15 protein-coding genes are annotated in these 12,243 nt (G+C 64.4%); 7 read left to right on the plus strand and 8 right to left on the minus strand.

The window, feature by feature from the left end:
- Positions 1-25 precede the first annotated feature (25 nt).
- The 3 genes from JQ604_RS36745 to JQ604_RS36755 all read right to left on the minus strand — a co-directional run bounded on the left by JQ604_RS36745 (position 26) and on the right by JQ604_RS36755 (position 3,579).
- Entirely contained in the window at positions 26-1,039 is a 1,014-nt protein-coding gene (locus JQ604_RS36745) for a polysaccharide deacetylase family protein (protein ID WP_212365624.1), read from the minus strand.
- A gap of 172 nt (positions 1,040-1,211) precedes the next feature.
- Positions 1,212-1,781 carry a glutathione peroxidase gene (locus JQ604_RS36750; protein ID WP_212365625.1) on the minus strand — a complete coding sequence of 190 codons (570 nt, stop codon included), beginning with the start codon at positions 1,779-1,781 and terminating at the stop codon, positions 1,212-1,214.
- 85 nt (positions 1,782-1,866) lie between these two features.
- Positions 1,867-3,579: a L,D-transpeptidase gene (locus JQ604_RS36755; RefSeq protein ID WP_212365626.1), complete on the minus strand. Its 1,713-nt coding sequence runs from the start codon at positions 3,577-3,579 to the stop codon at positions 1,867-1,869.
- Positions 3,580-3,850: 271 nt separating this feature from the next.
- Here JQ604_RS36755 and JQ604_RS36760 point away from each other — a divergent pair, with 271 nt between their 5' ends.
- Positions 3,851-4,405 (plus strand): CreA family protein, encoded by a 555-nt coding sequence (locus tag JQ604_RS36760; protein ID WP_212365627.1) that lies wholly within the window; start codon positions 3,851-3,853, stop codon positions 4,403-4,405.
- 43 nt (positions 4,406-4,448) lie between these two features.
- Here JQ604_RS36760 and JQ604_RS36765 read toward each other — a convergent pair whose 3' ends face one another.
- Positions 4,449-4,682, minus strand: coding sequence for a hypothetical protein (locus JQ604_RS36765; RefSeq protein ID WP_212365628.1), 234 nt, complete (start codon positions 4,680-4,682; stop codon positions 4,449-4,451).
- A 213-nt stretch (positions 4,683-4,895) separates the two neighbouring features.
- Between JQ604_RS36765 and JQ604_RS36770 the strand changes: the two genes are divergently transcribed.
- From JQ604_RS36770 to JQ604_RS36780, 3 genes are all read left to right on the plus strand, one after another.
- Positions 4,896-5,057, plus strand: a complete 162-nt coding sequence (locus JQ604_RS36770) for a hypothetical protein (RefSeq protein WP_212365629.1) — start codon at positions 4,896-4,898, stop codon at positions 5,055-5,057.
- A gap of 204 nt (positions 5,058-5,261) precedes the next feature.
- Positions 5,262-5,414, plus strand: coding sequence for a hypothetical protein (locus tag JQ604_RS36775; RefSeq protein WP_212365630.1), 153 nt, complete (start codon positions 5,262-5,264; stop codon positions 5,412-5,414).
- Positions 5,415-5,527: 113 nt separating this feature from the next.
- Positions 5,528-5,836, plus strand: coding sequence for a hypothetical protein (locus JQ604_RS36780; RefSeq protein ID WP_349631184.1), 309 nt, complete (start codon positions 5,528-5,530; stop codon positions 5,834-5,836).
- A 49-nt stretch (positions 5,837-5,885) separates the two neighbouring features.
- Here the strand turns inward: JQ604_RS36780 and JQ604_RS36785 are convergent, their stop codons facing one another.
- Both JQ604_RS36785 and JQ604_RS36790 read right to left on the minus strand, forming a co-directional pair.
- Positions 5,886-6,140: a DUF6719 family protein gene (locus tag JQ604_RS36785; protein WP_249159193.1), complete on the minus strand. Its 255-nt coding sequence runs from the start codon at positions 6,138-6,140 to the stop codon at positions 5,886-5,888.
- A gap of 54 nt (positions 6,141-6,194) precedes the next feature.
- Positions 6,195-7,673, minus strand: coding sequence for a PLP-dependent aminotransferase family protein (locus JQ604_RS36790; protein WP_212365631.1), 1,479 nt, complete (start codon positions 7,671-7,673; stop codon positions 6,195-6,197).
- A 71-nt stretch (positions 7,674-7,744) separates the two neighbouring features.
- Between JQ604_RS36790 and JQ604_RS36795 the strand changes: the two genes are divergently transcribed.
- Together JQ604_RS36795 and JQ604_RS36800 are read left to right on the plus strand one after the other, a co-directional pair.
- Positions 7,745-8,467, plus strand: coding sequence for a pyridoxamine 5'-phosphate oxidase family protein (locus JQ604_RS36795; RefSeq protein WP_212365632.1), 723 nt, complete (start codon positions 7,745-7,747; stop codon positions 8,465-8,467).
- 47 nt (positions 8,468-8,514) lie between these two features.
- Positions 8,515-9,792: an ArgE/DapE family deacylase gene (locus JQ604_RS36800; RefSeq protein WP_212365633.1), complete on the plus strand. Its 1,278-nt coding sequence runs from the start codon at positions 8,515-8,517 to the stop codon at positions 9,790-9,792.
- Positions 9,793-9,896: 104 nt separating this feature from the next.
- On the opposite strand, the gene JQ604_RS36805 is transcribed toward JQ604_RS36800, so the two are convergent.
- Both JQ604_RS36805 and JQ604_RS36810 read right to left on the minus strand, forming a co-directional pair.
- On the minus strand, positions 9,897-10,838 hold the full coding sequence (locus JQ604_RS36805; protein ID WP_212365634.1) for a hypothetical protein: 942 nt from the start codon (positions 10,836-10,838) through the stop codon (positions 9,897-9,899).
- 31 nt (positions 10,839-10,869) lie between these two features.
- A complete protein-coding gene (locus JQ604_RS36810) occupies positions 10,870-11,658 on the minus strand; it encodes a cobalamin-binding protein (RefSeq protein WP_212365635.1) in 789 nt (262 codons plus the stop codon).
- A 121-nt stretch (positions 11,659-11,779) separates the two neighbouring features.
- On the opposite strand from JQ604_RS36810, the gene JQ604_RS36815 reads away from it, so the two are divergent.
- A complete protein-coding gene (locus tag JQ604_RS36815) occupies positions 11,780-12,178 on the plus strand; it encodes a PaaI family thioesterase (RefSeq protein WP_212365636.1) in 399 nt (132 codons plus the stop codon).
- Positions 12,179-12,243: the final 65 nt, after the last annotated feature.

The raw sequence follows: 12,243 nt of genomic DNA on the forward strand, positions 1-12,243 counted from the left end.
GGCGCGGTCTCGTCGTGGACGACGTCTACTCGTTCACCGTGGTGACGACACTGTTGACCGGGCGCGAGCTCACGGTCGGCAGCTTCACGTCCTTGGCGAGTTCCTGCTCGTATTGCGGCAGCACCGTCACCGGGAACTTGGCGCGCATCGCGACCACCTTGTAGCCGCCGGCCTTCAGCTGCTTCAGCAGCTCGGGCAGCGCTTCCGCGGTGTGCTTCTGGAAGTCGTGCATCAGGATGATGCCCTTGCCGAGCTTGTTGACTTTCTTCATCACGGTTTCGATCACCTTCTGCGAGGTGCTCGATTTGAAGTCGAAGGAGTCGAGGTCGCAGGAGAAGATCGCGATGTTGCGCTCGCCGAGATAGGTGACCATCTCCGGCGGATGCTGCAGCGCCGGGAAGCGGAAGAACGGCGAGGGCGAGACGCCGAGCGCCCATTTCACCGCGGCGTAGCCGCGCTCGATCTCGTCCTTCTTCTGGTCTTCGGTCAGCTTCTTGTTGTTCAGATTGGCATGCGACCAGGTATGCGATCCGACGGTGTGGCCGGCGGCGTAGACCTGCTTGAGGATCTCGGGGTGATAGGTGGCGTGCTTGCCGATCGGGAAGAAGATGCCGGTGGTGCATTCATCCGCCAGTGCCTTCAGCACGGCAGGCGTGTTCACAGGCCACGGGCCGTCGTCGAAGGTCAGCACCACCTCATGGTCGCGCAGGAAGTCGAGCTGCTTGAAGTGCTCGAAGCCGAAACCGGGACCTCCGGTGGTGTCGATCTCGACGGTGCGGCCGACGCCGAGCGCGCCCGGTGTGTTGCAGGCGGCGCGCGCCGGCTGCGGCGGCTGTTGCGGCGGCACGGGTGCTGCCGCGGCGGCCGGAGCGGGGGCGGCCGCGGGAGCTGCGGCAGGTGTCGCCGCCGGCGCCGCGCCCTTGGCGGCAGCGGCCGGTGCCGGAGGCGCCCCCTTGGCGGCGGGCGTCTGGGCCCAGGCTGCGCTCGATGCCAGCAGCGAAACCGTGCTTGCGAAAATCAGACCTGCCGCAATACGCATGATGTTGATCCCTTAAACCCGGTCCATTCCCAGCCGTGTCCGTGCCGGGACGCCTTCCACCCCAACCGATGGTACCCTAGTTGGCCGGCTGCCGCCAAGGCAGCGAGGGTGCGTGTTTGGTCGCCAAATCATTAGCGAACGCGTTAATTCCGTGGATTACTCCGTTGATTTCTCAGGAGTCTGCCAGCGCGCGGCCGACCGCCGTCTTGACCCGCGTATCATCCGGCGCAACCGACTCCGGGAACACCTCGGCGATGTAGCCGTCGCGGCCGATCAGGTATTTGTGGAAGTTCCAGCGCGGAACATCCTTTGGCCGCGCCTCCGCCGCCCATTTGTAGAAAGGATGCGCGTTCGATCCCTTGACCACGGCCTTGGCCGCGATCGGGAACGTGACGCCGTATTGGTGATGCGCGGTCTCGCCGATCTCGGCGGCGCCGCCGGGTTCCTGGCCGCCGAAATCGTTCGAGGGCACGCCGATGACGACAAAGCCGCGACTGCGAAACTCGCTCCAGAGCTCCTGCAGCCCGGCATATTGCGGCGTGAAGCCGCACAGCGATGCGGTGTTCACGATCAGCATCGGACGGCCGGTGTAGTCGGCGAGACGGATGTCGCCGCCCTCGAGGGCCGGGAACGAGAATGCGTAAGCGGTGATCCGGCTGACCTGCGCGCGGAGCGGCGCCGCGCCTGACGGCACGATTACGGCGGCAAGTCCCGTGACGAGTAGCGTCCTGCGATCAATCATCGTCATCCCCCGAAGCGATGCCGGAGGATCATAATCCATTGTGCAAGGAGCGAGCTTCAACACCCCGTTATGGCGGGGATACCGATCAGCGCAGCGAGACGATGAAGTCGGTGCCTTCGCCGGTCTCGCCCTGGTTGATGCCCTGGTCGGAGATGATGATCGAGCCGCCGGTGCCGAGCGCTTCGGTGATCCGGGCCATCGCGTCGGCGGGGATCGTGATGCGGTCGAGCGCTTCCGCCGGGCTGTTCGCAACCGGCGCGGCCTTGACCTCGACGGGCGCCGCAGCGGCAACCTTGCGGCGGCGCGACGAACGCTCCTCGTCGTCGACGCGCGCGGCATTGCGCGCGGGCAGCGTGACGACCGACCAATGCAGCAGATTGGCGTCGGCCTTGTCGGCTTCGGCGGTGAACACATGGGTGCCGAGCGGGCGGTCGCTGGCGGCGATCGTCACGGGCACATCGAACAGCGGCGCAAAATTCTGCCGCACATAGAGCTTGGAATCCTTGCGGCTGATGAACACCGCGATCTGGCCGGTGCGCTTCGGTGCGTCGGTCTTCGCAAGGCCGGGCAGGCGGGCCGGGTCCTTCTTGGCATCCGGCGCTGCGGCGGCCGGTGTGTCGGCAGCCTTCACCGTCTCGGCCGGCTTATCGGCGGCCTTGGCGGCATCAGCCTTCTGCACGTCGGACTTGGCGACATCAGCCTTGGGCGCTTCAACCTTGGACTCGTCGGCCTTGGCTTCCGCCTTGGCGGCGTCGTTTGCGGAAACCCCGGGCTTTGTCTCGGTGCTGGCCGTGTCGGCAGACTTTGCCTCGGCGGGCTTGGCCTCGGTCGCTGCGGTCTCGCTCTTGCCGGGGGCTGCCACGCTCTCCGGCTTCGCCGCGACAGACTTTGCCTCAACCGGCTTTGCGGCCTCGTCCAATTTTCCGGCCGCCGGCGAGGCATCGGACATCACGGAGGCGCTGGCTGCGGGCATCGCGCCGCTGGCATCCGCGGTGTGGGTGTTATCACGCAGCGAGCACTGGGCCGCGGCATGACCGACGGACGGGCGCAGCTCAAGATTTTCGGTCGAGGGTTTCGGCTCGACGCCCTTGTCGCTCTTGGTCCCGAACGGCGCGTCCTGCTTGAGCAGATCGTCGGCGACCGGCTGCGGCGTGACCTTCTGGGTGACCAGCAGCGGATGCGAGAAATTGGCTGGAGTCATCTCGCCGGGTGTGACGATGACGCGCGCGCCCATCCTGGTCCAATTCCACATCTTCATCGCAAACGACATCGGCATGCGGATGCAGCCATGCGACGCGGGATAGCCGGGCAGCACGCCGGCGTGCATCGCGACACCCGACCAGGTGATGCGCTGCATGTACGGCATCGGCGCGCCGCTATAGATGTTGGAGTGATGGAATTTGTGCTTCTGGATGATGCTGAACACACCCATCGGGGTCGAGTGACCCTTCATGCCGGTCGATACCGGGCTCTCGGCGAACAGGCCGTTGGAATCGTAGATCCGCACGCGCTGCTGCTCGATCGACACGGCGATGATCAGCGCGCCCTGCGGCTTGGTGCTGGTTTCCTTCTCCGGAGCTTCCTTCTTCGCCTGATTGCGGCGCGCCTTCTGCCGCTTCGGCGCCTGGGCCGGCTCGTAGGGGCGGTAGTAGCTGGAGTCGCTATCGCCCCAATAATACAACGCAGCATCGGCCTGCGAGGACACGCCAAGCGTGCCGGCCGCCGTCAGAATTGCAATCTGCCAAAACCGCTCATTCGCAACATCAAAAATCGAATTCCGACGCCCGCTCACGCGCATATTCCCGAATCCCAAATCTTCTCGAATTCCAAGTTCTTCCCGAATCCCAAGTCTTCTCGAATCCCAAGTCCAACTATCGATTGGTTGTCGCAGACGCCAAAAACGTTCACCAGAATAAGGCCTCTAACCCTTACGTGATCTGGTGATTTTCGCGGAAAGCGTAGCAAAAAAGCCTCACATAAGGTTAAAGCCCCGCGGTCGCAGACGGCCGCGAGCCTTCCTGTGAGGCTTTTGCGCACTACATAGGCGGCACCCGCCAACGGAGACTTTTATGACGAGAAGTGTGAGCCTGTGTGACGTCAATCTTCTGTCTCGGTGGGGGGTGTCGCTACTGCTTCTCGTTGTGACGCTGGGGCAGGCGGCGCCTGCTGTCGCGGCCGACGAGCCGGACCTGATCTTCCGCCGCTCAACCGTGTTCAAATTGCTCAGTCCGAACGACAAGCTCGCGACCTATGGCGTCGATGACCCCGAGGTCGATGGCGTCGCCTGCCATTTCACGGTGCCGGAGAAGGGCGGCTTCAAGGGCTGGTTGGGATTGGCCGAGGAAGTGTCTGATATCTCGTTGGCCTGCCGGCAGGTCGGGCCGATCCACTTCAAGGACAAGATGAGCCAGGGTGACGACATGTTTAGCAAGCGCCGCTCGCTGTTCTTCAAGAAGATGCAGATCGTCCGCGGCTGCGATGCCAAGCGCAACGTGCTGGTCTACATGGTCTATTCGGACAGGCTGATCGAGGGCTCGCCGAAAAACTCGACCTCGTCGGTCCCGATCATGCCCTGGGGGGCAAGCGAGACCAACGTGCAGAAGTGCGGCGAGTTCATTCGATAGCTGGTGCAGGGTGTTACCCGGCCAAACTCACGCATGCCACGAGCTAGCGTTGAGTTTGGCCGAACTGCCGCTGACGCGTGGTACCGGCTGCCTTTTCCGGGCGGACCTTGGAATCGCGGCACCCGACCAGCCGAACCAGCTTTTGTGGGGCGCATTCATTGTCGCCCATCACATAGGTGCCCTGTTGCGACATCGCGCCCGCCATCTGGGTTTGGCCAGGCTTGTGGGACGCGGATGAATTGCCAACACCGATGTTGCCATTGCCCACGACGGTCATCCTTCATTGGATAGGAGACGAACAACGTGCGACCGACCGAATTGGTTGCACGGTGCGCGCCCTTTGAGACGACGTCAACCGGAGACCGGTTCATCGCCGTCTTGCTGCACTGCGTTCTCTTTTCAGCAGAGGATTGTTAAAAAACAGAGACAGCGCTCGAACCGCGGATCGCGTCGCTGTGTCTCACGGGCAAATGCTCGATGGAGACTTGAGATGCGCGCCTTCTCATTTGTGATCGCCCTGGTTCTGTCGCTGACCGGCCCGTCGCTGGCCGGCAATGCCGATCGGGACATGCCGGGAATCGGCACCTTCACCTATTGCGGATCGCCGATCGTGACGCCTGCGCCGGATATGGCCGCGGTGTCTGGCCAGTAGCCGAACGGTTCCGCGGAGCGGGCCGTTCACTGAAATCATTCGGCTTTTTTGGTCAATGTTTCGTGCGGCACCCGGCGACGAAATAATTCCTCGGCCCGACGAAACCATTTTCCCCTTTTGGCGCAGATCAGTGGAAACGGCGGTTGGTTATCAAATTGCCAACAAAACGGCGGGGACGCCGGCAGCAACACCGGAGACAGTCAAATGCGGACCATCAGTTTCATCCTCGCCTTCGCCTTCCTGATGGCCGGCCCGACGATGGCGGGTTCGGTGGACAATCTCCCGGGTGTGGGCACCTTCGCCTATAATGGCGCGCCGATCGCAGGCGCTGCGCCGCTGCTGGTTGCTGCCAAGTAATCCAGCGGCGAGACAGCACCTTGTCCCAGTTGCTCCGCATCTGTTCCGCCGCGCTGCTTGCCGTGTTCGTCCTCGCAGGCACAGCCCAGGCGGAGTCCCAGCCAGTCCAGCCGATTCAATTCCGTACCTTCTTCAAGAAGCTGCCTGACCCGCGTGGCGAGTTCGTGCGCCTCTGCGCGCCACATATGGTTGGGCGCTGGGCGCATCCCGAAGCCGTCTGCACGTGTCTGCATGATTATGCGGCCGCCACCGTCGAAGACCATGATCTGCGCGAGGCGCTGCTGCGCGGCATCAGCGAGACCGGCGTGCCGACCATCGAGAACGAGTGGGTGCCGGCATCCAAGCAGTCCGAGATCGGCCCGACCTTCACCAGGATCGCCAAGCCGACGCTGCAATGCATGTTCGAGCCGTCGACCAACTAATCGACTTGCAAAAACGCGATCACGACAACGGGCGCTCCGAGAGCGGCGCTTATTTTTTGAAGCGCTGCACGCAGGTGCGGGTGCGGACTACGCCGCTCTGCGTCAGCTGCGACCCCGTGACCTGCTTGATCTGCCCGGCCGGGCAGCTGCCGTCATCGATCCAGATGCGCTGGCCGACCCGGAGATCGCCGATGTCGCGCTCGTTGTGCACCACCTGTTGCTGGGCAAGCGCGGGCAGGGCGAACGGGCTCAGCGCGATCGCCAAACCCATGGCCGGAGCGTAGAGGTGGCGACGACCGGGCATCTGAATTCTCCGTGCCGATTTCGGGCGGCCAACTTAGTCAGGCCTCGGCGATTCTCATAGGCGCGCCGCTTTTGGAACCTTGCGGCCGGTGCGGAGCGCGACGAGCGTTTCCTTCGCCAGGCCCTGCGCCGCGCGGACCAGGTGTGGAATCGGGTGGCCGGAAAATCCGAGCACGAAACCAGGCAGCGGCCGCGCGCGGCTGTAGGTCTCCGCCAGCAGCCAGCCTTCGACGCTGGCGGCGGCTTTGGCTTGCGCGGCGACGGCCGGATCGGTCGCCGGATCGAGCCGCGCCACGAGGTGCAGGCCCTGCGAGGGCACCGGGACCGTCAGCCGGCCGTCGGAGGCGTCGGTTAGCGTTGCGGCCAGCGCGTCGCGCGCCTCACGGTAGCGCTTGCGCGCCTTGCGCAAGTTTGCGGCGAAGGCGCCCGAGTTGAGCATGTCGGCGACGGCGCCTTCGAGCAGCGTGCCGGGAAAGCGGTCGAGCGCGGCGCGCGCCGCGGTGACTGGCCCGACCAGTCTTTCCGGCAGCGCGCAGTAGCCGATGCGCAGGCCCGGAAACAGCGTCTTCGAGAACGTGCCCATGTAGATCACCCGGCGGAGGTGATCGATGCCGGCGAGCGACAGCAGCGGCGCGCCGTCGTAGCGAAACTCGCTGTCGTAATCGTCCTCGAATATGAAGGCATCGGCCTCGCGCGCCCAGTCGAGCAGCTCGAGCCGGCGCGGCATCGACATCTGCACGCCCAGCGGAAACTGGTGCGACGGCGTCACGTAAGCCGCGCGTGCGGTCGGTGCCGTCGCGCGGCCTTTGGCGACCTGCAGTCCCGACGCATCGACCGGCACCGGCGCAGGGCGATAACCGCAATGCTCAAAAGCGCGCCGGGCCGCGGGGTAGCCGGGGTCCTCGCACCAGATCTGGTCGCCGGGTTTCAGGATCGCTGACAGTACGATGCGCAGCGCATGCAGCGTGCCGGAGGCCAGCATGATCTGATCGGGGTCGCAGCGCAGCCCGCGTGCCGCGATCAGGTGATCGGCGATGGCGGCGCGGAGCTCGCGGGTGCCGCGGGGATCCCCATAGTGCAGATGCTCGGGGCCGAAGGTGCGCAGCCGCCGGCCGGCGAAGGCGCGAAAATTCTGCAGCGCGCGTTCGTCGATATGGGTGCAGCCGAGCGCGAACGGTGTGTGCTGCGGCGGCGCGATCTCGATCTTGCGTTGCCTCGCGTCGGCGGCGCGGGCCGGAATCCGCGACGCGACGAAGGTGCCGGAGCCGACGGTCGCCTCGGCAAATCCATCCGCGATCAACCGCTCATACGCCGTGGTGACGGCGTTGCGGCGGAAGCCGGTCTGCCTGGCGAGCATCCGCGACGGCGGCAACGGCTCGCCGGGTTTGACGAGGCCGCCGACGATCGCATGGCACAGCGCCTGATAGAGGCGGTGCTGCGAAGCGGCGCTTGCCGTGATGTGCGGACCGGAGAGGTCGAGCGGCAGCTCGGCCTTGCGCGGCGAGGGACCGGAATTGGTCGGAATTTTTCGCATGGAATTGGCACTATCGCAGACCAAATCGGCAGGTACAACTGTGCCGCGACATCAACGCACGAGGACCTGCCGTGACTGAAGGCGCTTCCACCTCCTATCCGCTGTCATCCCGCAACCGGGTGAAGCGCCGCCACGACCGCGGCTTCTACGACCACGAGACCGTGCACCGGATTCTCGACTCGTCGATGTTGTGCCATGTCTCGTACGTGATCGATGGCCAGCCCTATTGCACGCCGACCTTCTTCTGGCGTGAGGGGACGAAGCTCTATTGGCACGGCTCGAGCGCAAGCCGGATGCTGGAGAACCAATCGGAGGGACAGAAGGTCTGCCTCACGGTCGCCCATCTCGACAGCCTGGTGCTGGCGCGCTGCGGCTTCAACCACTCGGCCGATTATCGTGCGGTGATGGTGTTCGGATCGGCTTACCTTGTCACCGATCCCGACGAGAAGCAGCGCGCGGTCGTGGCGATGGTCGATCGCTTCTTTCCGGATCGCACCGCGAGCCTGCGTGCCAGCAGCAAGCAGGAGATCAAGGCGACGTCGTTCATCGCGATGGAGATCGAGGAGGCCTCGGCGAAAATCCGTGCCAAGGGCGTGGCCGATGATGACGAGGACTACGAGCTGCCGATTTATGCCGAAAAGATTCCCGTGCGCACCGTGCTCGGCAAGCCGGAACCCTGTTCAAGGTTGCTGGATGGTGTGACGCGGCCGGACAGCCTCGATGGTTACAGGGAAGGCCGTGTGCTCGATGATGCGCTCCGGGATGCCTATTTTGTGCAATACCCCGAGGGGTGAAATCGGGCTATAGGCTCTCACAAAATCTCAAAAAGGAGAGCTGCCGCATGAACGCCGACACGCAACAACGAATCCTGGACGCGGTTGACTCAGGCTTCGATGCGCAGCTCGCGACGACGCAGGCGTTCGTCGCGATCCCCTCGACGCGCGGCGCCGAGGGGCCATGCCAGGACATGATCGGCGATCTCCTGCGCGAGCGCGGCTATGAGGTCGACGACTGGCACATCAATCTCGATGATCTCAAGGATCTGCGCGGCTTCGGGCCGATCGAGCACGATTTCTCCAGGGCGCGTACCGTGGTCGGCACCTACCGTCCGACCACCAATGGCGGCAAATCGCTGATCCTGCAGGGGCACTGCGACGTGGTGCCGACCGGTCCGCTCGAGATGTGGGAGACGCCGCCGTTCTCGCCGGTGATCAAGGACGGCAAAATGTACGGCCGCGGTGCCTGCGACATGAAGTCGGGCACCATCGCCGCCCTCTATGCGCTCGATGCGATCAAGAATGCCGGCTTGAAGCCGACCGCGCGCATTCACTTCCAGTCCGTGATCGAAGAGGAGAGCACCGGCGTCGGCGCGCTCTCGACCCTGCAGCGCGGCTATCGCGCCGATGCCTGCTTCATCCCGGAGCCGACCAACGGTGCGATGATCCGCTCACAGGTCGGCGTGATCTGGTTTCGCCTGAAGGTGCGCGGCTTCCCCGTGCATGTGTTCGAGGCCGGCGCCGGCTCGAACGCGATCATGGCGGCGTATCATCTGATCCATGCGATCGAGAAGCTCGAGATCGCCTGGAACGAGCGCGCCAAGGCCGACCGTCATTTCAAGGACGTCGTCCATCCCATCAACTTCAATCCCGGCATCATCAAGGGCGGCGACTGGGCTTCCAGCGTGCCGGCCTGGTGCGACGTCGATTGCCGGATCGCGGTGCTGCCGGGCTGGTCGATCGCGGAGTGCCAGAAGGAGATTTTGGCCTGCGTCTCCGCGGCCGCGCGCGATCATCGCTTCCTGTCCAACAATCCGCCTGTCGTGGAGTGGTCGGGCTTCCTGTCGGAGGGCTATGAGCTCGTGAATTCCGAGGCGCCGGAAGCGGCCTTCGCGAAGGCGCATCAGGCGGTCTATGGCGGCGCGGTGCAAGACCGCGCCTTCACCGCGCTGACCGATACGCGCTTCTATGGGCTGAACCACAACATCCCGAGCCTGTGCTTCGGTGCCAGTGGCGCGGCGATGCACGGCTTCAACGAATATGTCGAGCTGGACTCGCTGCGGAAGTCGACGAAAGCGACCGCGCTGTTCATTGCCGAATGGTGCGGTGTGGAGAAGGCGTGATGCCGTAGGGTGGGCAAAGCGTAGCGTGCCCACCATCGCGAGCACGCCGCGGGTGGTGGGCACGTCGCTTACGCTCCTTTGCCCACCCTACGAAAGCGAGCAAGCTACATCTTCGACTTGAAGCTCTCCACCATCGCGCGAAATTCCGGCAGCGCCTCGTCGAAGCGCTCAGCCGGCGCGACGCCCATCAGCATGAAGGGACGTCCGGCCGGGTAGAGCGCGACGATGAGATAGCGCAGCGGGCGGCCGCTCGACTGCTTGCCCTCGGCGAGAAATTCGAAACCGCTGGCGGTCGGCGTCGTGATCGGCTTTGAGCTCAAAATCGTCTTGTCGGTGATGGCTTTGGAGTTTTGGAATTGCTGCTCGCCAAAGCTCTTCTGATCGGCTGACGCGACCGTCGTGTCGGCAGCGAGCGAGACGATAAAGCCGATGTCGTCGAGCTGTCCCTCCGGCGGGGGCGGCGTCTCCTTGAGCAGCATGCCGCGGCCGGCCAGCGGCTTGCGGTACTTGAAGCGCGCGGTCGGCTCGATCGAGAACGGCAGCGCGGCGATGGGATCGCCGGCCGATGTCGCATTGATGCGGACGCTCTCGAGCGCCGCGCGGATCACTGCGTCGGACAGTTGCGCGGGCGCGGGCTTCGGCACCGTGACGGTGACCATGCCGACGACGTCGAGGCCGTTGATCGTCATCATCCATTTGTCGAACTGCTGTCCGTTCAGGCGCTGCTCGGCGCGGATCGTCACCTGCTCATAGGGCAGGCCGTCGATGGTCTCGCGTGAGAGGAGGCGCATGCCGTGCTTGGCGACGGCTTCCGCGTTGAGGCCGCTGCTGATCTGCTTGAAGGCGACCGGTGGAAATTCGACCAGCATGATCGAGGCGCCGTTTGCTTGGTTGAGGAAGCCGGTGAAGGTCGTCGCGACACCGAAGCCTTTGGGCGGCGTCAGGCTGATGCGACTGCCGGGCGGCGTGACGGGATCGGCGAACGCGGATGCAAGGTTCGCGATGAGCCCGATGGCGAGCGCCAGGCTGCGGACAATGTTGTTCATGGCTGTTGGTGTGTCGTGCCTGACCGTTCGTTCAATCGCGCTGCGGCCATAATGCTGCGACGATTGCGTCGAGCCCGTCCGTGAGCGCGGCGGGGCCCGGCTGCAAAATGATCGTCGATTTGATCTCGACGATGCGATCATTGCGCACGGCGGGAATATCGCTCCAGCCGTCGCGTTTGCGGATGCGATCGGGCACGACCTTCTTGCCGCACCAGGACGCCAGGATCACCTCGGGCGCAGCCTCGCGCACGACCTCCGGCGCGATGATGCGGTCCTTCGCCGCCTGGTGCCGGCGCAGATCCGGCAGCGCATCGTCGCCGCCGGCGATTTCGATCAGCTCGGAGACCCAGCCGATGCCGGAGATCAGCGGATCGTCCCATTCCTCGAAATAGACCTTTGGGCGCGAACCGGGGCGGGGCTGAGCTGCGATAGCAGCGAGGCGCTGCTCGAAATCGCGCGCGAGTTGGTCGGCGCGTTCGGCGGCGCCGACCATGGCGCCGAGAGTGCGGATCATCGCAAAAATGCCGGCGACGTCGCGCTGGTTGAAGACGTGGACGTCGACCCCGGCGCGCACGAGGTCGGCGACGATGTCGGCCTGCAGGTCGGAGAAGGCGAGCACGAGATCCGGCTCGAGCGCGAGGATCTTTGGAATATCGGCGGAGATGAAGGCGGCGACACGCGGCTTCTCGCGACGGACCTGCGGCGGCCGCACCGCATAGCCGGAGACGCCGACGATGCGGTCTTGCTCGCCGAGCAGGTACAGCGTCTCCACCGTCTCTTCGGTGAGGCAGACGATCCGGCGGGGAGGGAAGTGGTGCATCGGAGGGATATGCAAAATCGGCGGCGCCTTGTCACGGCGCCATTACCTCTGACGTCATTGCCTCAATGACCCGCGGCGGCCATTCTCCGCATCAACCACGAAACGACGGAACGGAGGGTCCATGACGCCGCTCGAAAAGATCCAGTCGATGAAGATGCCGTTCGCGGAACTGAAGGGCATCACCTTCACCGAAGCTGACAGGGATCGCGTCGTCGCCAAAATGGTGGTGCGGCCGGACCTCTGCACTCTCAATCATACCATCCATGGCGGGGCAATCATGGCCTTTGCCGACTCGGTTGGGGCGGCCGCGACCGTGATCAACCTGCCTGAGGACGCCAAGGGCACCACGACGCTGGAGAGCAAGACCAATTTCATCGGCGGCGCGAAGGAGGGGGCCACGGTGGTTGCGACGGCGACGCCGGTTCACCGTGGACGGCGGACCCAGGTTTGGACCACGCGGCTTGAGACGGAGGATGGCAGGCTGGTCGCGATCGTAACCCAAACGCAGATGGTATTATGATCGGGGTAAAGGGTCGCCAAAGCGACATTTTATTCAATCATACCAATGTATAGACTTAAATGAAT

The organism is Bradyrhizobium jicamae (assembly GCF_018130695.1).
GTDB lineage: Bacteria > Pseudomonadota > Alphaproteobacteria > Rhizobiales > Xanthobacteraceae > Bradyrhizobium > Bradyrhizobium jicamae_B.